Annotated in this window: 21 protein-coding genes, 2 tRNA genes, 1 pseudogene and 1 riboswitch; of the genes and pseudogenes, 15 read left to right on the forward strand and 9 right to left on the reverse strand. The window is 60.6% G+C overall.

Annotated features, from left to right (window positions below; genetic code table 11):
• Positions 1-126: 126 nt before the first annotated feature.
• The 9 genes from J2X71_RS30350 to sugE all read left to right on the forward strand — a co-directional run bounded on the left by J2X71_RS30350 (position 127) and on the right by sugE (position 7,776).
• Positions 127-211, forward strand: a tRNA-Leu gene (locus J2X71_RS30350).
• Between the two features lie 264 nt (positions 212-475).
• Positions 476-1,201, forward strand: coding sequence for a lipoyl(octanoyl) transferase LipB (gene lipB / locus J2X71_RS30355; RefSeq protein ID WP_310388154.1), 726 nt, complete (start codon positions 476-478; stop codon positions 1,199-1,201).
• A gap of 63 nt (positions 1,202-1,264) precedes the next feature.
• A complete protein-coding gene (locus J2X71_RS30360) occupies positions 1,265-2,224 on the forward strand; it encodes a DMT family transporter (RefSeq protein WP_310388156.1) in 960 nt (319 codons plus the stop codon).
• Between the two features lie 64 nt (positions 2,225-2,288).
• A complete protein-coding gene (locus tag J2X71_RS30365; protein WP_113323420.1) occupies positions 2,289-2,993 on the forward strand; it encodes a hypothetical protein in 705 nt (234 codons plus the stop codon).
• Positions 2,994-3,093: 100 nt separating this feature from the next.
• Complete coding sequence (locus J2X71_RS30370; RefSeq protein ID WP_113323419.1) at positions 3,094-5,103, forward strand: acetyl/propionyl/methylcrotonyl-CoA carboxylase subunit alpha; 2,010 nt, start codon at positions 3,094-3,096, stop codon at positions 5,101-5,103.
• Between the two features lie 135 nt (positions 5,104-5,238).
• Positions 5,239-6,366, forward strand: a complete 1,128-nt coding sequence (locus tag J2X71_RS30375; protein WP_007826120.1) for an S-(hydroxymethyl)glutathione dehydrogenase/class III alcohol dehydrogenase — start codon at positions 5,239-5,241, stop codon at positions 6,364-6,366.
• On the forward strand, positions 6,366-6,839 hold the full coding sequence (locus J2X71_RS30380; protein WP_310388161.1) for a GNAT family N-acetyltransferase: 474 nt from the start codon (positions 6,366-6,368) through the stop codon (positions 6,837-6,839). The genes J2X71_RS30375 and J2X71_RS30380 overlap by 1 nt, the downstream gene beginning before the upstream one ends.
• A gap of 10 nt (positions 6,840-6,849) precedes the next feature.
• The gene (locus J2X71_RS30385) at positions 6,850-7,293 is read left to right on the forward strand and encodes a YaiI/YqxD family protein (protein ID WP_007826122.1); all 444 of its coding nucleotides are present in this window, start codon (positions 6,850-6,852) and stop codon (positions 7,291-7,293) included.
• Positions 7,294-7,461: 168 nt separating this feature from the next.
• Positions 7,462-7,776, forward strand: coding sequence for a quaternary ammonium compound efflux SMR transporter SugE (sugE, locus tag J2X71_RS30390; RefSeq protein ID WP_113325762.1), 315 nt, complete (start codon positions 7,462-7,464; stop codon positions 7,774-7,776).
• A gap of 165 nt (positions 7,777-7,941) precedes the next feature.
• On the opposite strand, the gene J2X71_RS30395 is transcribed toward sugE, so the two are convergent.
• From J2X71_RS30395 to crcB, 7 genes are all read right to left on the reverse strand, one after another.
• Positions 7,942-8,337, reverse strand: a complete 396-nt coding sequence (locus J2X71_RS30395) for a DoxX family protein (RefSeq protein WP_310388163.1) — start codon at positions 8,335-8,337, stop codon at positions 7,942-7,944.
• Positions 8,338-8,465: 128 nt separating this feature from the next.
• Positions 8,466-9,998 (reverse strand): acyl-CoA carboxylase subunit beta, encoded by a 1,533-nt coding sequence (locus J2X71_RS30400; protein WP_310388164.1) that lies wholly within the window; start codon positions 9,996-9,998, stop codon positions 8,466-8,468.
• Positions 9,999-10,136: 138 nt separating this feature from the next.
• A complete protein-coding gene (locus J2X71_RS30405; RefSeq protein ID WP_310388165.1) occupies positions 10,137-10,589 on the reverse strand; it encodes a hypothetical protein in 453 nt (150 codons plus the stop codon).
• A 68-nt stretch (positions 10,590-10,657) separates the two neighbouring features.
• Positions 10,658-11,443 (reverse strand): ATP12 family chaperone protein, encoded by a 786-nt coding sequence (locus tag J2X71_RS30410; RefSeq protein ID WP_310388166.1) that lies wholly within the window; start codon positions 11,441-11,443, stop codon positions 10,658-10,660.
• Between the two features lie 9 nt (positions 11,444-11,452).
• A complete protein-coding gene (locus J2X71_RS30415; protein WP_310388168.1) occupies positions 11,453-12,106 on the reverse strand; it encodes an HAD-IA family hydrolase in 654 nt (217 codons plus the stop codon).
• On the reverse strand, positions 12,103-13,095 hold the full coding sequence (locus tag J2X71_RS30420; protein WP_310388169.1) for an RluA family pseudouridine synthase: 993 nt from the start codon (positions 13,093-13,095) through the stop codon (positions 12,103-12,105). The genes J2X71_RS30415 and J2X71_RS30420 overlap by 4 nt, the downstream gene beginning before the upstream one ends.
• A 96-nt stretch (positions 13,096-13,191) precedes the next feature.
• Positions 13,192-13,569, reverse strand: coding sequence for a fluoride efflux transporter CrcB (gene crcB, locus J2X71_RS30425; protein WP_113325595.1), 378 nt, complete (start codon positions 13,567-13,569; stop codon positions 13,192-13,194).
• A 121-nt stretch (positions 13,570-13,690) separates the two neighbouring features.
• Between crcB and J2X71_RS30430 the strand changes: the two genes are divergently transcribed.
• Positions 13,691-13,954 carry a hypothetical protein gene (locus J2X71_RS30430; RefSeq protein WP_310388172.1) on the forward strand — a complete coding sequence of 88 codons (264 nt, stop codon included), beginning with the start codon at positions 13,691-13,693 and terminating at the stop codon, positions 13,952-13,954.
• Between the two features lie 64 nt (positions 13,955-14,018).
• Here J2X71_RS30430 and J2X71_RS30435 read toward each other — a convergent pair.
• Positions 14,019-14,495: pseudogene (locus J2X71_RS30435) on the reverse strand (copper chaperone PCu(A)C); the annotation flags it as partial.
• Positions 14,496-14,754: 259 nt separating this feature from the next.
• A riboswitch (glycine riboswitch) is annotated at positions 14,755-14,846 on the forward strand.
• Positions 14,847-15,001: 155 nt separating this feature from the next.
• On the opposite strand from J2X71_RS30435, the gene gcvT reads away from it, so the two are divergent.
• The 5 genes from gcvT (at position 15,002) to J2X71_RS30460 (ending at position 20,134) form a co-directional block, all read left to right on the forward strand.
• A complete protein-coding gene (gene gcvT / locus J2X71_RS30440) occupies positions 15,002-16,138 on the forward strand; it encodes a glycine cleavage system aminomethyltransferase GcvT (RefSeq protein WP_310388173.1) in 1,137 nt (378 codons plus the stop codon).
• A 24-nt stretch (positions 16,139-16,162) separates the two neighbouring features.
• Positions 16,163-16,525 carry a glycine cleavage system protein GcvH gene (gene gcvH, locus J2X71_RS30445; RefSeq protein ID WP_113325599.1) on the forward strand — a complete coding sequence of 121 codons (363 nt, stop codon included), beginning with the start codon at positions 16,163-16,165 and terminating at the stop codon, positions 16,523-16,525.
• Entirely contained in the window at positions 16,525-19,389 is a 2,865-nt protein-coding gene (gene gcvP, locus J2X71_RS30450; protein ID WP_310388174.1) for an aminomethyl-transferring glycine dehydrogenase, read from the forward strand. Before gcvH ends, gcvP begins: the two co-directional genes overlap by 1 nt.
• 129 nt (positions 19,390-19,518) lie before the next feature.
• Positions 19,519-19,764 (forward strand): DUF982 domain-containing protein, encoded by a 246-nt coding sequence (locus tag J2X71_RS30455; protein WP_310388321.1) that lies wholly within the window; start codon positions 19,519-19,521, stop codon positions 19,762-19,764.
• Between the two features lie 294 nt (positions 19,765-20,058).
• Positions 20,059-20,134 (forward strand) — tRNA-Thr (locus J2X71_RS30460).
• A gap of 51 nt (positions 20,135-20,185) precedes the next feature.
• Here J2X71_RS30460 and J2X71_RS30465 read toward each other — a convergent pair.
• Positions 20,186-21,154, reverse strand: coding sequence for an SDR family NAD(P)-dependent oxidoreductase (locus tag J2X71_RS30465; protein WP_310388176.1), 969 nt, complete (start codon positions 21,152-21,154; stop codon positions 20,186-20,188).
• Positions 21,155-21,162: the final 8 nt, after the last annotated feature.

The raw sequence follows: 21,162 nt of genomic DNA on the forward strand, positions 1-21,162 counted from the left end.
AATGTCCCGCGCGGCACAATCCACACCTCCGACAAGCTTTTTAAAAAAACTGTCACATCGCGCTTGTGTCCGTCTGAGGCTTTTGCTACATGCTGCCTCGCCGACGCAAATCGGCTCTACCACGATGCGGTCGTGGCGGAATTGGTAGACGCGCAGCGTTGAGGTCGCTGTGGGGCAACCCGTGGAAGTTCGAGTCTTCTCGACCGCACCAAAGAAACCCGCTTCGGCGGGTTTTTCTTTTTTGGCCATAGGCTTAGTTCTCCGGTGCTGATGTCCTTGCCGCAAGACGAGCGCGCGGCAGCCCTTTCCCGCCGATACCGCCCCTCGTGGATATCACAGCAACGCCTGCTGGCACCGGCTGATTGCATCTGTGAGACGGCTGCCCGCCGCAAAGAGCGATTGAATCGCTCTGCGCCTGCGTCCATATAGAAGCCGCGCCCGCCCTCTTCTTTTGCGGATAGCGTCAAGGACTGCCATGCTACGCACCGATCTCGACTTCTCCATGCTCCCGAAACTTGGTTCGCGCCCCGTTCGCTGGCGCATCGCCGATGGGCTCGTTCCCTATCAGGAGGCGGTGGAGACGATGGAACGGGAAGTGGCTGATATTGCAGATGGCGGCGACGAGCTTGTCTGGCTGCTGGAACATCCGCCGCTCTATACGGCGGGTACCAGCGCCGATGCTAAAGATCTCGTCCAACCGGATCGTTTTCCGGTCTTCGCCACCGGACGCGGCGGTGAATACACCTATCATGGCCCCGGCCAGCGCGTCGCCTATGTCATGCTCGATCTCAAGCGCCGCAGGCAGGATGTGCGTGCCTTCGTCGCTGCACTGGAAGAGGTCATTATCCGCACGCTCGATTCGATGAATGTGCGCGGTGAACGCCGCGAAGATCGCGTCGGCGTCTGGGTCCGCCGGCCGGAGAGACCCCTGCTGCCCGACGGCACCATGGCGGAGGACAAGATTGCGGCACTCGGCATCCGCCTGCGCAAATGGGTGACCTTCCACGGCCTGTCGCTCAACGTCGATCCCGATCTCGATCATTTCAGTGGCATCGTACCGTGCGGTATCTCGGCCTACGGCGTCACCAGCCTCGTCGATCTTGGCTTGCCGCTCATGATGACCGATGCCGATATCCGCTTGCGCGCCGCCTTCGAAGAAATCTTCGGCGAAACCGTCAACGATACCGCACACTGTCCCTGATTGCCGTCCTTGATTGCCCAGGCTTCCTGTGGTTCATGACACCATCCGCAAGAAGCAGCCATCATGTCCGAATCTCCCTCCGCACAGAATCCGCTCCAGGGCATGGCCATCATGGCCGGTGCCATGGCCATCCTGCCGACGATGGATGCGATCGCCAAATATATGGCGACCTTCGAGGGCATGTCTCCTGGACAGGTAACTTTCTACCGCTTCTTCTTCCAACTCATCTGCACCCTGCCGATCCTGTTTGCCATGTTCGGCATGCGGGCCCTGTCGGCCAAACGCCCGTGGATGAACCTGCTGCGTGGCGCGCTGCATGGTGCGGCGAGCCTGCTCTTCTTCGTCGCGGTCAAATACATGCCGCTCGCAGATGTCTTCGCCATCTATTTCGTCGAGCCTTTCATGCTGACGGCGCTTTCCGCGCTCTTCCTGGGAGATAAGGTCGGCTGGCGGCGCTGGATGGCAATTGTCGTCGGTTTCGGCGGCGCCATGATCGTCATCCAGCCGAGCTATGAGATCTTCGGCCTGAAGGCATTGCTGCCGGTCTTCTGCGCCTTTCTCTTCTCGCTCTATCTCTTCCTCAACCGCGCCATCGGCGAGGCGGATTCGCCGCTGACGATGCAGACCATGTCCGGCATCGGCGGCACGATCTTCATGGCCACGGCACTTTTCGTCGGAAACAGCATCGGCAATGCCGACTTCACGCCCTCCCTGCCCGCCTCTTGGCTCGGCCTCGTGCTGCTGCTTATTCTCGGCACGATCTCGGGCTACGCGCACATGCTGGTTGTTAAGGCTTTCCGGCTGGCGCCGCTCTCGCTGCTCGCTCCGTTCCAGTATTTCGAGATCATTTCGGCGACCGTGCTCGGCTACGCCATCTTCGGCGATTTTCCGAATGTTTCCAAATGGATAGGCATCGCCATCATCGTTGCATCGGGGCTTTTTATCATCTGGCGCGAGCGTCTCCAGGCGCGATCACTAAAATCCGCACGAAATGCGACATCGAAGGTTAACCCTGCTTCTTGAGGGATCTTCAATTCGAGATCGCTAAAACCATTTCCGACTTCATGATGAAGTCTGGAGATAAAACATGAGTGAGTTCCGTCTCGCTTTTCCGGCGTGTGTCATCGCCGGGAAGCATCGGCTGACGGCCGAAGACATAGTGCTGCTGCGCAAACACACCTTTCCGGAGGGAATCCGGACATCAGATCATGTCGTGGTGATGTTGGCGCTCAATAATTCCTGCCCCGAAAAATGCGCCGAATGGAACACGTTCTTCGTTGAACAGCTGGCAGGCTTCATCGTCGATTATACCTATCCGCAGGGCTCGCTGGACGAGATCAACGTCGCATGGATCATGCGCATGTTCACGACCGACGGCGTCGTGAATTCCGCGCTCGAGCTTGAGCTCATCCTGCACGTCATGGAACTCAGCGCTCACGTGCCCGATGAGCTGCGCGCCCTGGCGCTGGACCAGCTCCGCCTGGCGCTCGGCGAGGATATCGGCGGTTACAAGCTGACCCGTGCCACCGACCGCAGGAGCATCACACGGCAGGACGTGGATTACGTCATGCGCGTTTTGCGAAGCGTCAGCGAAGGCGGCGTCATCGGCGTTTCGTCGATCGAATATGGCGTCCTGCAGCGCATCGAGACGACAACGCTATCAGGCGCCAATCATCAGCGCTGGGGCGAGATCATGGCTTCGGTCGAACTCAGGGATTATGCCCAGCCGAGACGCAGCCGCTGGCTGCGCATCATCGACGAAGAGCCTGTCGCCGCTGCCGCAGTTGCCTGATCTCCCAAATCTTCAGACTGCCTCTGATTCTTCAGCCCAATTGTGCGTTCCGGCTTTTTATGCGTAAAACTCCGGAACGCATTTCCTGGGTGGAGACTCGATGTTCAAGAAAATCCTGATCGCGAATCGCGGCGAGATTGCCTGCCGCGTGATCAAAACCGCGCGCCGTATGGGCATTGCCACCGTTGCGGTCTATTCGGATGCGGATCGGGATGCCCTGCATGTCGAAATGGCCGATGAGGCCGTCCATATCGGCCCTGCCCCGGCAGCCGAAAGCTATCTCGTCGCAGACAAGATCATCGCCGCCTGCAAGGAGACGGGTGCTGAAGCCGTGCATCCCGGCTACGGCTTCCTGTCGGAACGCGCCTCCTTCTGCGAGGCGCTGGAAAAACAAGGCATCATCTTCATCGGCCCGAAGCCTAAGGCCATCATGGCGATGGGCGACAAGATCGAATCGAAGAAATTCGCCAATGCCGCCAAGGTCTCGACCGTGCCGGGCTATCTCGGCGTCATCGAGGATGCACCTCACGCCGAAAAGATCGCGGCCGAGATCGGTTATCCCGTGATGATCAAGGCGTCGGCAGGCGGCGGCGGCAAGGGCATGCGCATTGCCTGGAACGAAGCGGAAGTGCGCGACGGTTTCGACCGCGCCCGCTCCGAAGCCAAAAGCTCCTTTGGCGACGACCGCGTCTTCATCGAGAAATACGTCGTCGATCCGCGCCATATCGAAATCCAGGTTCTGGCGGATGCCCACGGCAATGTCGTCTATCTCGGCGAGCGCGAATGCTCCATCCAGCGCCGGAACCAGAAAGTCGCCGAAGAAGCGCCCTCGCCTTTCCTTGATGAAAAAACGCGAGCAGCCATGGGCGCACAGTCGGTGGCGCTGGCAAAGGCCGTCGACTACCAGAGCGCCGGCACGGTGGAATTCATCGTTGATCGCGACCGCAATTTCTATTTCCTCGAAATGAACACTCGCCTGCAGGTCGAGCACCCGGTGACGGAACTGGTGACCGGCATCGATCTCGTCGAGCAGATGATCCGCGTAGCCGCCGGCGAAAAGCTGCCCTTCGCCCAGAAGGATATCAAGCTGAAGGGCTGGGCGGTCGAAAGCCGCCTCTATGCGGAAGATCCCTACCGCAACTTCCTGCCCTCGATCGGCCGCCTGACGCGCTACCGCCCGCCGGCCGAAGGCCGCAACGGCGATGTGATCATCCGCAACGATACCGGCGTCTTCGAAGGCGCTGAAATCTCCATGTATTACGACCCGATGATTGCCAAGCTCTGCACATGGGCGCCGAGCCGTCTGCAGGCGGTGGAAGCGATGGGACAGGCACTCGACGCCTTCGTGGTCGATGGCATCGAGCACAACGTTCCCTTCCTCTCGGCGCTGATGAAACATCCGCGCTGGCGCGAAGGGCGTCTTTCCACCGGCTTCATATCAGAGGAATATCCTGAGGGCTTTGCGCCGATCGCGCCGGATGCTTCGGAGGAGGCAGCCCTTGCCGCCATCGCGCTGTCGGCGACCCTGGTCGACGCCATCAGGCGCGAAGGCTTCGCCGATCGCCTGCGCCACCCGAGCGGCCCGCTGCGCGAAGAATGGGTCGTCAAGCTCGGCGGCAATTATGTGCCGATAAGACTGGTCGATGGCCTCGTCACCATCCCTTTCGAAATGGAAATGGAAGTCGGCGGCCACACCGAAACCGTTGTCACCGATTGGAGACCGGGCAATCCGGTCTGGCACGGCAGGGTCGCCAGCCGGCAGGTGACGGCGCAGATCCGCCCGATTCTCAACGGCCTGCGCATCGACTGGCAGGGCCTGTCGGTCAAGGCGCGTGTCTTTACGCCCCGCCATGCCGAGCTTGACCGTCTGATGCCCGTCAAGCTGCCGCCGGATACGTCCAAGCTTCTGCTTTGCCCCATGCCCGGCCTCGTCGTTTCCATTGCCGTTTCCGAAGGCCAGGAGATCAAGGCGGGCGAAACGCTTGCCGTGGTGGAAGCCATGAAGATGGAAAACGTGCTGCGTGCCGAGCGCGACCTCGTTGTCGGCAAGATCAAGGCCGCTCCCGGCGAGAGCCTCGCGGTCGATGCCGTCATCATGGAATTCGCCTAAAGCCTGATGCATAAATTCAAAGAGGAGGAGCGGCCGGCATCCGGATGGATCCACGGCTCTCTCGATCTTTTTCCGCTTGAGCCGTCCTTGCCGGGCGTGCAAGAGTCCGACACGCAAATCACGAGGAGATCGAAGATGGATGTTCGCGCCGCCGTTGCCGTTCAGGCAGGAAAACCGCTTGAGGTAATGACCGTTCAGCTGGAAGGTCCGAAGGCCGGCGAAGTGCTGGTCGAGGTCAAGGCGACGGGCATCTGCCACACCGACGATTTCACGCTGTCGGGCGCCGATCCCGAAGGTCTGTTTCCGGCGATTCTCGGCCACGAAGGTGCCGGCATCGTCGTCGATGTCGGCCCGGGTGTCACCTCCGTGAAAAAGGGCGACCACGTGATTCCGCTCTACACGCCGGAATGCCGCGAGTGCTATTCCTGCACCTCGCGCAAGACCAATCTCTGCACCTCGATCCGCGCGACCCAGGGCCAGGGCGTGATGCCTGATGGCACCTCCCGCTTCTCGATCGGCAAGGACAAGATCCACCACTATATGGGCTGCTCGACCTTCTCCAACTTCACGGTTCTGCCGGAGATCGCCGTTGCCAAGGTCAATCCGGACGCGCCCTTCGACAAAATCTGCTACATCGGCTGCGGTGTGACGACCGGCATCGGTGCCGTCATCAACACGGCCAAGGTCGAGATGGGCGCGACGGCCATCGTCTTCGGTCTCGGCGGTATCGGCCTCAACGTTCTGCAGGGTCTGCGTCTTGCCGGTGCCGATATGATCATCGGTGTCGATATCAACCCGGACCGCAAGGCATGGGGCGAGAAGTTCGGCATGACGCATTTCGTCAACCCGAAGGAAGTCGGTGACGACATCGTGCCCTATCTCGTCAACATGACGAAGCGCCACGGCGACCTGATCGGCGGCGCCGATTACACGTTCGATTGCACCGGCAACACCAAGGTCATGCGCCAAGCGCTGGAAGCGAGCCACCGCGGCTGGGGCAAGTCCATCATCATCGGCGTCGCAGGCGCCGGCCAGGAGATTTCAACGCGCCCCTTCCAACTCGTCACCGGCCGCAACTGGATGGGTACGGCCTTCGGCGGTGCCCGCGGCCGCACGGACGTCCCGAAGATCGTCGACTGGTACATGGAAGGCAAGATCCAGATCGACCCGATGATCACCCACACAATGCCGCTCGAAGACATCAACAAGGGCTTCGATCTCATGCATAAGGGTGAAAGCATCCGCGGCGTCGTGGTCTATTGATGGCCGCTATTGCCTACAAGGTCGATCTCAAGGGTCTCGATGAGCTTTCCGCGCGGGAGCTCTACGATCTCTTGAGGATGCGCGTCGACGTCTTCGTCGTCGAGCAGAGCTGCCCCTATCCGGAACTGGACGGCAAGGATATCGACGCCCTGCATCTGCGACTGCTGGATGACGGCGAACTGCTCGGCTCGACGCGGCTACTGAAGCCACACGGTGCGCAGGATCTCGTGAAGATCGGCCGCGTCGTCGTCTCGCCCGGCCATCGCGGCAAGCGGCTTGGCGATGCGCTGATGACCGAATCGATCGCTGCCTGCGAGCGGCTTTATCCGGAAAATCCCATCGCGCTTTCGGCGCAGGCGCATCTGCGCCGCTTCTACGAATCCTTCGGCTTCGTGAAAACCTCGGAGGAATATCTGGAAGACGGAATTCCCCATCTCGACATGGTCCGCGAGCCGGCCACCCAGCCGGCGTGAGGATATCGCCATGATCTATGTCGATGCGGATGCCTGCCCCGTTAAACCCGAAATCCTGAAAGTGGCCGAACGCCTCGGCATGGAAGTGACCTTCGTCGCCAATTCGGGCCTCCGCCCATCGCGCGATCCGATGGTGCGCAACGTCATCGTCTCCAACGCCTTCGACGCTGCCGACAACTGGATTGCCGACAATACCGGCCCGACAGATGTGGTGGTCACCGCCGATGTGCCGCTTGCGGTCCGTTGCGTTGCCAAGGGCTCCTTTGTCACAGGCCCGACCGGTCGCGTCTTTGATGAAACCAATATCGGCATGGCAAGTGCCATGCGCGATCTCGGCGCGCATCTGCGTGAAACCGGCGAGAGCAAGGGCTACAACGCTTCCTTCAGCCCGAAGGACCGTTCGCGTTTCCTGGAAACCTTCGACCGTCTCTGCCGCCGGGCAAAGAATGCATGATCATCGCCTTGCGCGCTGAAATCGGGTGGCATGGCAGCTATGCCAATTCCTAGCTTGAACTCGGCCGTTCCCTCGCACATATGGGATGTGACGCAGACGACTGCGGCGCTTGGATCAGTCCGGGCGCAAAGTCGCGGGGACGGCCTCGCTCTTGACAAGGAGAGTATGATGGCTTGGTTCCTACTTTTTCTCGCTGGCCTTTTTGAATGCGGTTGGGCAATCGGTCTGAAATATACCGATGGCTTCACCCGTCCGATGCCGACGATCCTCACGGTCATTTCCATGGTGGTGAGTATCATCCTGCTCGGTCTTGCCGTCAAAAGCCTGCCCATTGGCACCGCGTATGCGATCTGGACTGGTATCGGCACGGTCGGCACTGTGCTGCTCGGCATCTGGCTTCTGGGGGACGCGGCAAGCGCCTCTCGTCTGATCTGCATCGCGCTGATCGTCGCCGGCATCGCCGGCCTCAAAATGACCGCCTGAAAAGGAAATATCTGAAATGAAGAAGGGGCTGCGGGCGTTGAAGCACCCGCAGCCCCTTCTGTTAAAGCATGTCGCGCAAAAGTGTGCCGCGGTTTTGCGACAACGACACGCGTAAAAACAAAGACCTAAAGCGCAGCAAGCCGATCTGAAAGATCGCGACGCGCTTTAGGCTGATGCGTTTCTGTTATCGATGGACCATGCACCGGCACCGGCGAAGAACAGGTAGAGGAAGATGAAGCAGAACAGGATCGCGCCGTCGCCCTGGTTGAGAGCCGGGAAAAAGCTGTGCGGCATATGGGCCATGAAATAGGCGATCGCCATTTCACCCGCCAGCAGGAAGGCCACCGGCCGTGTTGCGAAGCCGATGAGAATGAGGATACCGCCAAAGGTTTCCAGCAGTGCCGCGATCAGGAACAAAGTGGACAGCGGGCCGTCGCCCTGCGCTGCCGGGAAGCCGAAAAGCTTCATCGTCCCGTGCTCGATGAACAGAAGCGCGGTCATGATTCTGAGAGCGGCCAGACCATAGGGGCGGTAGGCGGATAGACGCTCGAAAGTTGACATAAAGACTCTCCTTAAGGGTGTGCTGCCGAGCGTTACCGTGTCTCTAACAGGGATTGAAGACACAGTTTGCTGACAGGCGTTCACAACTTCGACAGTGGATAAACACCTGAAGAACCTCCTTTATTCGTTCACAACGGGATGTTGTCGTGCTTCTTCCAGGGATTGCTGAGATCCTTGTTCCGCAGCATCTTCAAGCCGCGAGCCAGCCGGCGCCGTGTCGAATGCGGCATAATCACCTCGTCGACATAGCCCCGCTCGGCCGCCACGAAAGGCGACAGGAAGCGATCCTCATACATTTTCGTATGCGCCGCGATCTTTTCGGGATCGGCGATATCCTTGCGGAAGATGATTTCGACGGCGCCCTTTGCGCCCATGACGGCGATCTGCGCCGTCGGCCAGGCATAGTTGAGATCGCCCCGCAGATGTTTCGACGCCATCACGTCATAGGCGCCGCCGAAGGCCTTGCGGGTAATGACGGTCAGCTTCGGCACGGTCGCCTCCGCATAGGCGAAAAGCAGCTTGGCGCCATGCTTGATGAGCCCGCCATATTCCTGCGCCGTGCCCGGCAGGAAGCCCGGCACATCGACGAAGGTGACGATCGGAATGTTGAAGCAGTCGCAGAAGCGCACGAAGCGCGCCGCCTTGCGCGAGGCGTCGCTGTCGAGCACGCCGGCAAGCACCATCGGCTGATTGGCGACAAAGCCGACAGTCGAGCCTTCGATGCGCCCGAAGCCGCAGACGATGTTCTTGGCGAAGCTCGCCTGGATCTCGAAGAAATCCCCCTCGTCCGCCACCTTCTGGATCAGTTCCTTGATGTCGTAGGGCTTGTTGGCATTGGCCGGGATCAACGTATCCAGCGAATTGTCGGCATCGGTCACCGACTGGTAACATTCGATCTCAGGCACCGGCGACGTGTTCGACTGCGGCAGGAAATCGATAAGCCGGCGCACCTGCAGGAGCGTATCGACATCATTGTCATAGGCGCCGTCAGCAATCGAAGAGCGCGTCGTATGCACACTCGCGCCGCCGAGTTCTTCGGCCGTAACAGTCTCGTTGGTGACGGTCTTCACCACATCCGGACCGGTCACGAACATGTAGGACGTATCGCGCACCATGAAGATGAAATCCGTCATGGCAGGCGAATAGACGTCGCCGCCGGCGCACGGCCCCATGATGACGGAGATCTGCGGAATGACGCCCGAGGCCAGCACATTTCGCTGGAAGACCTCGGCATAACCGCCAAGGGCCGCGACACCTTCCTGAATGCGCGCGCCACCCGCATCATAGATGCCAATGATCGGCGCGCGGTTCTTCAGCGCCATATCCTGCACCTTGATGATCTTCTCGGCATGGGCTTCCGAGAGTGAGCCGCCGAAGACGGTGAAATCCTTGGCGAAGACGAAGACGGTACGGCCGTTGACCGTGCCCCAGCCGGTCACCACGCCGTCGCCGGCAATGCGGCTCTTGTCCATGCCGAAATCGGTGGAGCGGTGCTCCACGAACATGTCGAACTCTTCAAAGGAATCCTCGTCGAGAAAGAGATCGATGCGTTCGCGTGCCGTCAGTTTGCCGCGCTGGTGCTGCGCGTCGATGCGCGCCTGTCCGCCGCCGAGACGAGCGATACCACGGCGTCGTTCGAGCTCTTCCAGAATATCCTTCATGATCTCCCCTCGCCGCCGTTGACGGCCGATTTTACAGCTAGAGCAATTCCAGCAAAAGTGTGCAGCGGTTTTGCGTCCGGAATTGCGTTAAAACAAAGAGATAGATCATTTCCGGGTTTCGAAGAAAAACGAAATGATCTAGCGTCCGCTGAGTGCGAAGGCGGAGCGCACGCGCGCCGCGATATCTTCTGCCAGAATGTCGTCGGCCAGATCAGGATCGGCAGTCAAGCTTGTGACTTCGAAGGAGGTCACGGCGATCACAGATCCGTCTTCCACGGAGGCGGCATCGATGCTCACCTTCGCGACATTGCGGTCCTTCTGGAACCCGAGGCCCTTTGCGATGGAAACGATGCGGATTGTCAGCACCACGCGCGGCAATTCGCTGGTATGGACCGTCGCGCGAATCGCGGCATTGACACGGTCGCTGATGCCGGAAAGCAGTTCCGCCGACATAGTCGTGCTCGAGAGCACGACGGCGCTGCGCACGTCATAGACAGGCTTTTCCTGCTTCTTCGGCATGAGGCTGGCGCAGGCCGTTAGCGCCACGCAAACAAGCGCTATCAGGCAAAATCTCGACCTCGGCCAATTCATTCCAAATTCCCGCACATCCCCGTCTGGAGTCGCAGATTTGGTCATAAAGCCCATCAACGCAATATGATTCAGGCCCTTAGCGCGAAAAAAACATCCGTTGCGGCTTTAAAATCCTCAAAACGCTTGGCCCGGCGCTGCTCGGCTTCTTCGTCGCTTCCCCAGTGTTCGATGGTCCAGTCCTCATCGAGATGGCCGAGCGACCAGGCTTCGTCAGGCGTGATCTCGCCTTCGGCAATGGCAAGCGCCAGCAGCGCCGAACCGGTGATCGTCGTCACCGTGTGGAGCGCTGCCAGCTTCAGTGCGCTGTCGTGCCGGCGCAGTGCCGAGCCGAAGGCGGCGATTGCCTCGCGTGGCTGCTCATGATGCATCACGCCCTCGACGAGGATGAAGCGCGCGCCGAGATCGGCGGCTGCCCAGTCGAGCACCGGATCCCAGCGCTCCGTCTGCCGCTCGACAAGCTTTTCCGGGCCATCGGCGCGGTAGCAGAGCAGGTCGCTCGATGAAAAGCGCAGGATATCCTCGAAGACCGCCTGCGTGTCGGTCGCGACACCATCGATTGCCGTGTTGACGAGGCGCGTCACCGGCATCAGCGACGGATCGATCACCTCGGCCTGCGCATCCCATTCGGCGGCAACGAGCTTTGCCAGCGTCTCGCTTGGCACGGCCAGGATCTGACGGGCGGGCGTGCGCACCATCTTGCCATCGAGTTCGATCGCAAAACCATCCTCGTGGGGCGCCACGGCAACCGCCTGATAGAAGCGCTTCGGTAGTGGCTTCTTCATCTGGATCTGCGCGCGGCGGATCGGATCGGGATGGCTCAGGCCTTCGGAAAGGTCGTTCAGCAGGTCGCGCATGGGCTCACCTCAGGAAAAATGGCGCAATATCTCGTTCGGATGATAGGCAATCGCATCGGCGCCGTTGGCGATCAGCTCATCCACGCTGGCATAGCCCCAGGCAACGCCGATCGCCTTGGCACCGGCAGCCTTTGCCATCTGCATATCGTAAATCGCGTCACCGATGACAATGGCATCAGCGGCATTCATTCCGGTTTCGTCGCAGCACTCCGTCACCATGGCCGGATGCGGTTTGGAGGGGCAATCGTCGGCGGTGCGCGCGACGGTGAAATGCTTGTCGAAGCCGTGCGTCTCCATGACGAGGTTCAGCCCGCGCCGGGACTTGCCGGTCACCGCGCCGATCAGCAGATCCTCGCGCCCACTGATTGCGTCGATCATCTCACGAATGCCGGGAAAGAGCGGCTCCCGGTAATCGAGATCCTGCCGCACGACCGAAAACAGCGATTTGTAATGCGCCGTCATGTCGATATCCTCCTGCTCGACATGCGGCTTGCCCTGCATGCGGGCAATGGCGATATCGAGCGTCAGACCGATAATGGCCTTGGTGTCTTCAAACCGAGGCTCTGGCTTGCCGAATTTCTCGAAGGTGCGGCGCATCGTTTCGTGGATCAGCCCGGCACTGTCGACCAGCGTGCCGTCGCAATCAAAAAGCGCGAGCTTCATTCGCTGTCCCTTTCGGCGCCTGCAAGGTCGAGACCGAGGAGGTTCCAGGTCTGCACCATATGCGGTGGCAGTGGCGCGCTGATGCGCAGACGCCCGCCCGAAGGGTGCGGGATGTCGATATTACGCGCGTGCAGATGCAGCTTCTTCTGGATGCCGCCGGGGAAATCCCAGTTGGGATCCTCGTCGTAATATTTCGGATCGCCGATGATCGGGTGGCCGATATGCAGCGCATGGACGCGCAGCTGGTGGGTGCGGCCGGTATAGGGCTCCATCTCCAGCCATGCGAGGTTCTGTGCCGCCGTCTCCAGCACGCGGTAGAAGGAAACCGCGTGGTCGGCGCCGTCCTCCCCATGCTTTGCGATGCGCATCCGGTCACCGTCGGCCGTCGGCTCCTTGACGAGCCAGGTCGAGATCTTGTCCTCGTGCTTGCGCGGCACGCCCTTGACCAGCGCCCAATAGGTCTTTTTGGTGTCGCGCTCGCGGAAGGCAGCCGTCAGCTTCTGGGCGGCGCCACGCGTGCGGGCAATGACGAGTACGCCTGATGTATCGCGATCAAGGCGGTGAACGAGGCGTGGCTTCTCGCCCTTCGGGCTGGTCCAGGCTTCCAGCATCTGGTCGATATGCCTGGCGACACCGGAGCCGCCCTGCACCGCAAGTCCGGGCGGCTTGTTGAGCACGATGACTTTTTCGTCTTCATGCAGCACCATGCGGGAGAGAAGCTCGAAATCACTCGAATGCTTGAGGTCCTTGCCGGCGATCGGCCCGGACTTCGCCTTGGCATCGACATCGAGTGGCGGTATGCGCACCATCTGGCCGGGCTGCACACGCGCATCCGATTTGACGCGGCCGCCATCGACACGCACCTGGCCGGAGCGCAGCAGCTTCTGCAGCGGGCCGAAGCCGAGCCCCGGATAGTGGATCTTGAACCAGCGGTCGAGCCGCATGCCCGCTTCATCGGGCTCCACCTTGATGTGTTCTATACCTGCCATGGAATTCTTTCGGAAAATATGGGCGCGGTCGGAGCCGGCGCCTCTCTTGCCGCTGCCTTTAGAGCATTTTTCACAAAACGGAAATCGGAATCGAAATCAGAGCAACACGCGCATCAGGCCGAGGCCAGCCATGACGGCAACCATCGAAAGCCCGACGCTTGCTGCGATATAGATGCCGCCGGCAAATACATCTCCGCGCTCGAACAATGTGATCGCATCCAGAGAGAAGGCGGAGAAGGTGGTGAAGCCGCCGAGGAAGCCAGTGATCAGCAGCAGTCGCAGCTCCACCGATGCATTGAAACGGCGCATGATCATCTCGGCAAAGACACCGATGATGAAGCAGCCGACGACATTGACGATAAGCGTGCCCCAGGGAAAGCCAGGCCCCATGAGCCGCAACGAACCCAGGCCGACATAATATCTCAGAAGCGAACCGATTGCGCCGCCGACCGCGACGAGCAGAGCCTGGAACATGCCTCCGGTTTATTGCGATTCCATGCTGATTCCAATCGCATCTGCGGAATTCTTACCATCCGGTAAAATGCGAATGATTTTCTTAAGCCGGACGCGAAGATCGTACCGGTATGACAGGCGCATGACACAGCTTGTTTCCATATCGGCAAGTACAGCTGCCCTCGCCTTCGAATCCCTGCGCATTCCTCAGCGCGTGGCGACGGGCACGGCCGCGCGGGAGGCCCGAAAGATTGCGGAACGCCAGCTCAATCAAAGCGCCGAAGATCCGGAAGAATCGACCAATATCATCCAGAATACCGAAGTTGCGCTTGATCTCATGACCAAGGGTTATCGGCAGCCACAGGCCGGCTTGCAGCAGGCCTTGCAGTCCTATGAGGATGTCTGAGATTAAACATTGCTGGGAGGAGCAAGGCCCGCGACTTTAGTCGCGGGCTTTTGTTTTTCAGCGCTTATTTGCCCTGCGCCGACAACACGTTCAGCACCAGATCGACCTTGCCGGCCTTTTCGAAAGTCAGTGTGACCGGTACTTTGTCGCCCTGTTTGAAGGGCGTCTTCACCTTCTGGAACATCAGATGCAGGTTGCCGGGCGAAAGCTCCACTGTCTGGCCTGCGGGAACCGCAACGCCATCCTTCAGCTCGCGCATCTTCATGACATTGTCCTTCATGGCCATCTCGTGAAGCTGCACCGCGCCGGCATTGGGCGAAGTGACCGACACCAGGCGGTCATCGGTCGAGCCATTGTTCTTCACTGTGAAGAAGCCGCCGCCGACGGGTTGGCCGGGCAGCATCGCCTTGGCAAAACCGCCGGAGACTTCGAGATCGCCGACTTTCACGACGTCGCCACCAGCGGCCATGCTCATGGAACCCATGTTGCCCATGTCCATGCCCCGCATGTGCTGATGGTCCTGACCGACAGCGGATCCGGCAAAGCCGCAAGCGCAAAGCAGCGCCGCCAAAGCTGATGTCCTGACAATCTTCATCGAATATCTCCTCGCTCTCAGAGCCTTTCCTGATCAGAATGTTTCAATCTGATCAGGAAAGGCTCTCGGCTGCCGATAGCCAATTTCGCCTGCGAATGCAAAAGCCCATTTGCCGCGGACCGCAACCGGCTTTTTAAAGCCGCGACAAAAATTTGTGCGGTCGCGACATTTTGCTTGCCAAGGCCTGCCACCCCCGGATAATTGCCGCAACCTTGTTGGGAGAATCCGGCGCGAGATGCCGGTGCCGAAGGAGCAACCGCCCCGGAAACTCTCAGGCAAAAGGACCACAAGGGGCAGACGGAACTCTGGAGAGTGGCGTTCTCGAAACGCCCGCCGAAGGGATAACAATCTCAGGCACAGGGACAGAGGGGGCTCAAGGAGACAAGGCGCAACCGCGCCTTCAGTTTTGAGCCCGCGCCCGGAATATCCGGCGCAAACCCCGGAGGCGTCGTTTGGACGATACTGCTGCCCTCAAGAAAACCCCGCTACACGCGCTGCACCTGTCGCTCGGCGCCCGCATGGTGCCTTTCGCAGGCTATGACATGCCGGTGCAATATCCGGCCGGTGTCATGAAGGAACACCTGCAGACCCGCAACGCTGCCGGCGTGTTCGATGTCTCCCATATGGGCCAGGTCATCATCAAGGCGAAGTCCGGCAAGTATGAGGATGTGGCGCTTGCGCTCGAAAGCCTCGTGCCCGTCGATATTCTCGGTCTTGCCGAAGGACGCCAGCGCTACGGTTTTTTCACGGATGAGAATGGCGGTATCCTCGACGACCTGATGATCGCCCATCTCGACGACCACCTCTTCGTCGTCGTCAACGCTGCCTGCAAGGAGCAAGACATCGCGCACCTGCAGAAGCATCTTTCCGACACCTGCGAGATCACCGTCCTCGACCGCGCCCTGATCGCACTGCAGGGCCCGCGCGCCGTTGAAGCGCTGGCTGAACTCTGGGCAGATGTCGCCGCCATGAAGTTCATGGACGTGCGCCACTGCCGCCTGCATGACGTTTCCTGTCTCGTCTCGCGCTCGGGCTATTCCGGCGAAGACGGTTTCGAAATCTCCATTCCCGCCGACAAGGCCGTGGATGTCACCAACCGGTTGCTCGAGCATCCGGATGTCGAGCCGATCGGCCTTGGCGCCCGTGACTCGCTGCGCCTCGAAGCCGGCCTCTGCCTCTATGGCAACGATATCGATACGACCACTTCGCCGGTCGAAGCGGCCATCGAATGGGGCATGCAGAAGGCCCGCCGCACCGGCGGTGCGCGCGCCGGCGGTTTCCCGGGTGCAGATCGCATTCTCGGCGAGCTGGAGAAGGGGGTGGCCCGCAAGCGCGTCGGCCTGAAGCCTGAGGGCAAGGCGCCGGTGCGTAGCCATGCCAAGCTCTATGCCGATGCCGAGGGCAAGACCGAGATCGGCGAAGTCACCTCGGGTGGTTTCGGCCCCTCCGTCGAAGGCCCTGTCGCCATGGGCTATGTTCCGGTCTCCCATGCCGCAGCCGGCACGCAAGTCTATGCCGAAGTGCGTGGCAAGTATCTGCCTGTCACCGTTTCCGCCCTTCCCTTCATCACGCCGACCTACAAACGCTGACTCCTATTGCGAGAGGATTTTTCCATGCTGAAATTTACTGCTGAACATGAATGGCTGAAGCTCGAAGGCGATGTCGCGACCGTCGGCATCACCACCTACGCTGTCGAGCAGCTCGGCGACCTCGTTTTCGTGGAATTGCCTGAAGTCGGCGCTACCTTCTCCAAGGATGGCAATGCTGCGACAGTCGAATCCGTCAAGGCGGCTTCGGATGTCTACTGCCCGCTCGATGGCGAGATCGTCGAGGTTAATCCGGCCATCGTTGCCGACCCGTCGCTCGTCAATTCCGATCCGCAGGGTGCTGGCTGGTTCTTCAAGCTCAAGCTCACGAACCTTGCCGATGCCGATGGCCTGCTCGATGAAGCGGCCTATAAGGAGCTGACTGCGTAATGACGACGCCTACCGAATTCCAGTTCACCGACTATCAGCCCTATGACTTCGCCAACCGTCGTCATATCGGCCCCTCGCCGTCTGAAATGTCGGATATGCTCGGCACCATCGGCTACAAGAGCCTCGATGCGCTGATCGACGCCACCGTGCCGCCATCGATCCGCCAGAAGGTGCCGCTCGTCTGGGGCGCGCCGATGACGGAGCGTGAAGCGCTCGACAAGCTGCGCGAAACCGCCAACAAGAACAAGGTTCTGACCTCGCTGATTGGTCAGGGCTATTACGGCACGATCACGCCGCCGGTCATCCAGCGCAACATCCTGGAAAACCCGGCCTGGTACACCGCCTATACGCCTTACCAGCCGGAAATCTCGCAAGGGCGCCTCGAAGCGCTCCTGAACTACCAGACGATGATCTGCGACCTGACCGGCCTCGACGTCGCCAATGCCTCGCTGCTGGATGAAGCAACGGCTGCTGCCGAAGGCATGGCCATGGCCGAGCGCGTCTCCAAGTCCAAGGCCAAGTCCTTCTTCGTCGATGCCGACTGCCATCCACAGACGATCGAACTGATCAAGACCCGTGCCGAACCGCTCGGCTGGTCTGTTATCGTCGGCAACCCCTTCACCGATCTCGACCCGGTCGATGTCTTCGGCGCGATCTTCCAGTATCCGGGCACGCACGGCCATGTGCGCGATTTCACCGGCCTGATCTCCCGCCTGCACCAGACGGGCGCCATCGCCGTCGTTGCCGCTGATATCCTGTCGCTGACGCTTCTGAAGTCGCCGGGCGAAATGGGTGCCGATATCGCGATCGGTTCCTCGCAACGCTTCGGCGTTCCCGTCGGTTACGGTGGCCCGCATGCGGCCTATATGTCGGTCAAGGATGCCATCAAGCGCTCCATGCCCGGCCGTCTCGTCGGCGTGTCCGTCGATGCCCGTGGCAACCGCGCCTATCGCCTGTCGCTGCAGACACGCGAACAGCATATCCGCCGCGAAAAGGCGACGTCGAACATCTGCACCGCGCAGGTCCTGCTCGCCGTCATGGCCTCCATGTATGCCGTCTTCCATGGTCCCAAGGGTATCAAGGCGATTGCCCAGCAGGTCCACCAAAAGGCCGTGCTGATGGCCAAGGGCCTGGAAAAGCTCGGCTACAAGGTCGAGCCGGATACCTTCTTCGACACGATCACCGTCGATGTCGGCCACATGCAGGGCCTCATCCTGCGCGCAGCCGTCGCCGAAGGCGTCAACCTTCGCAAGGTCGGTCAGACGAAGATCGGCATGTCACTCGACGAACGCACCCGCCCGGCAACGCTGGAAGCCGTCTGGCGCGCCTTCGGCGGCAATTTTCAGATTGCCGATTTCGAGCCGTCCTATCGCCTGCCGAAGGATTTGCTGCGCACCAGCGAATACCTGACACACCCGATCTTCCACATGAACCGCGCCGAAAGCGAAATGACCCGCTACATCCGCCGGCTCTCGGACCGCGATCTGGCGCTCGACCGCTCGATGATCCCGCTCGGCTCCTGCACGATGAAGCTGAACGCCACGGCCGAAATGCTGCCGATCACCTGGCCGGAATTTTCCGACATCCATCCTTTCGTGCCGGCCGACCAGGCGCTCGGCTATCGCGAAATGATCGATGACCTGACGGCAAAGCTCTGCGCCGTCACCGGCTACGACGCCTTCTCCATGCAGCCGAATTCCGGCGCGCAGGGCGAATATGCGGGTCTTCTGACTATTCGCAATTACCACATTGCGAACGGCCAAGGTCACCGCGACGTCTGCCTGATCCCGACCTCGGCGCATGGCACCAACCCGGCTTCGGCCCAGATGGTCGGCATGAAGGTCGTGGTCGTCAAGGTCCGTGAAAACGGCGATATCGACCTCGACGATTTCCGCGCCAAGGCGGAGCAGTATGCGGATAATCTCTCCTGCTGCATGATCACCTACCCCTCGACGCATGGCGTGTTCGAGGAAACCGTCAAGGAAATCTGCGACCTCGTGCATCAGCACGGCGGCCAGGTCTATCTCGACGGCGCCAACATGAACGCCATGGTCGGTCTGTCTCGCCCTGGTGACATCGGCTCCGACGTCTCGCACCTCAACCTGCACAAGACCTTCTGCATCCCGCATGGCGGCGGCGGTCCCGGCATGGGCCCGATTGGCGTCAAGTCGCATCTGGCGCCTCACCTGCCCGGCCATCCGGAAACGGACGGTCGTTCGGGCGCGGTTTCGGCAGCAGCCTTCGGTTCGGCGTCCATCCTGCCGATCTCCTGGAGCTACTGCCTGATGATGGGCGGCGAAGGCCTGACGCAGGCAACGAAGGTTGCGATCCTCAACGCCAACTACATCGCGGCTCGTCTGAAGGGCGCTTACGACGTGCTCTACAAGTCGGCTGCGGGCCGTGTGGCGCATGAATGCATCATCGACACGCGCCCGCTGGTCGATAGCTGCGGCGTCACCGTCGACGACGTTGCCAAGCGCCTGATCGATTGCGGCTTCCACGCACCGACCATGAGCTGGCCGGTTGCCGGTACGCTGATGATCGAGCCGACGGAATCCGAAACCAAGGCCGAACTCGACCGCTTCTGCGAAGCGATGCTGGCGATCCGTCAGGAAGCCCGCGACATCGAGGAAGGCCGTTCGGACAAGCTGAACAACCCGCTGAAGAACGCCCCGCATACGGTGGAAGACCTTGTTGGCGAATGGGATCGCCCCTATTCGCGCGAACAGGCCTGCTTCCCGCCCGGCGCCTTCCGTGTGGACAAGTACTGGTCTCCGGTCAACCGCGTCGACAACGTCTACGGCGACCGCAACCTGATCTGCACCTGCCCGCCGGTCGAGGCTTACGCAGAGGCAGCTGAATAGCAGTCAGGCCAGACGCCCTGCGTTGAGCAATCCAAGCCCCTTCCATCATGGGAGGGGCTTTCCTAATTCTGGTAGAGAATGCGCGAAGAAAGGCCACAACAAATGCCCCAGGATCAAAGCGAAGCAAGAATGCAGGCGCCATGGTCGAAGCCTGTACTCCTCGCCCTCGAAGAGCCCGGCCAATACGTGACCATCGACAATACCCAGGCCGCCTCCTGGGCGATGATTGAGGACTGGCCGACGGAAGATGGCGCCGCACTCGACCAGGCGTTGCTGATCTGCGCTGATGTCATCAAGGGCAAGCGCACCGGCGAGGATGCACGCAAGGCATTCATCGCCGCCGCAATCGAAGCAGGCCTCGATATCAAGGCCTGAACGGCGGCGGCAAGAAGCTGCAGAGACCGATGATACGCGGCTATGCATTCCTGACGATAAAGGACAGCCGCCAGACTTTTTCGGGACTTTCATCCGCGCTAGTGAACCATTTTTCGGTTCTCTGCGTAATTATCGTTGCTGGACGCTGTAAAACCAGCAGGGAGAAGGGTCGCCTGCCCCTGTACCGGGCACCCTTCTCCTGTATCGCCTTATGCGGCAGGTTAACCTTACCCTCTAACCGTCCATCGAAGCTCCGTTCGCCTGCGAACGTCATGTCTGGCATAAAGACACTATGCCCCTCGTAGCTCAACGTAAGAGCAGCTGTCTGGTTTGCAGCCGATCCAGGTTCAATTCCTCGGCAGGGGCACCAGTTTCCCAGTCCCCTGCTTTCTATCAGCGTCAAAGCGGGATGGTTTGCGGTTTAGAAGCGCTCGCCGACCAGCTCTTCGCTCCTGGCCCACAATGCCTTGGCCGTCTCGGAATTTAGCGCATAGGAACGCACCCCCTCGGAAATCGGGCTGATCTCCGCATCCGTCACTTCGGAGACGTGGCAATTCTCGCAATATCTGCCGCCGACCGCGTCTGCCGGGGCGACGAAACCTGCCCATACCGAGGTAGCCGCACCCTGAGGAATCGTCTTCCACTGGAAGGGCGACTTGCCCTCGGCGGCGAGTGCTGCGTTGATCTGCGCCAACATGCTTTCGATCATGCTAGGGTCGAGGTGGCGCCCGAGCTCGGTGTTGATGCCGCCGGGATGCAGTGCCGTTGCGCGGATGCCGCGCTCCCTCAGGCGCCGGTCGAGTTCCACCGCGAACAGGATATTTGCGGTCTTCGACTGGGCATAGGCCGCCCAGGGCTCATAGGTCTTGCTTTCGAAATTCAGGTCGTCGAGGCTGAAAGGTGCCATGCGATGGCCCGAGGATGCGACGATCACCACGCGGCCGCCCGATTTCACAAGCGGTGCAATGCGGTTGACCAGTACGAAATGACCGAGATGGTTGGTGCCGAACTGCGTTTCGAAACCATCGGCGGTGCGGCCGAAGGGAGCGGCCATGACGCCGGCATTGGCAATGACGACATCGAAGGGGCGGCCATCTGCAATGAGCGCATCGGCGCAGGCGCGCACGCTTGCCAGAGAGGCAAGATCGAGCTCGGCGATATCAAGGCTGCCGCCATTGGCAGCACCGGCGCGCACGACTTCCGTTGCCGCCCTCGCCTTTGCAAGGTCACGTGCCGTGCCCACGACCTGCGCTCCGTGGGCTGCCAGCACGCGCGCGGTTTCCACGCCGAGGCCGGCCGAAACACCCGTCACCAGCACGCGCTTGCCCTTGAGATCGACGCCGGCGAGCACTTCGTCGGTGGTCGATGTCGCGCCAAAAAGTCCACTCATGATTATCT

Origin of the sequence: Rhizobium sp. 1399, from assembly GCF_031455475.1 — a bacterium.
Classification (GTDB): domain Bacteria; phylum Pseudomonadota; class Alphaproteobacteria; order Rhizobiales; family Rhizobiaceae; genus Rhizobium.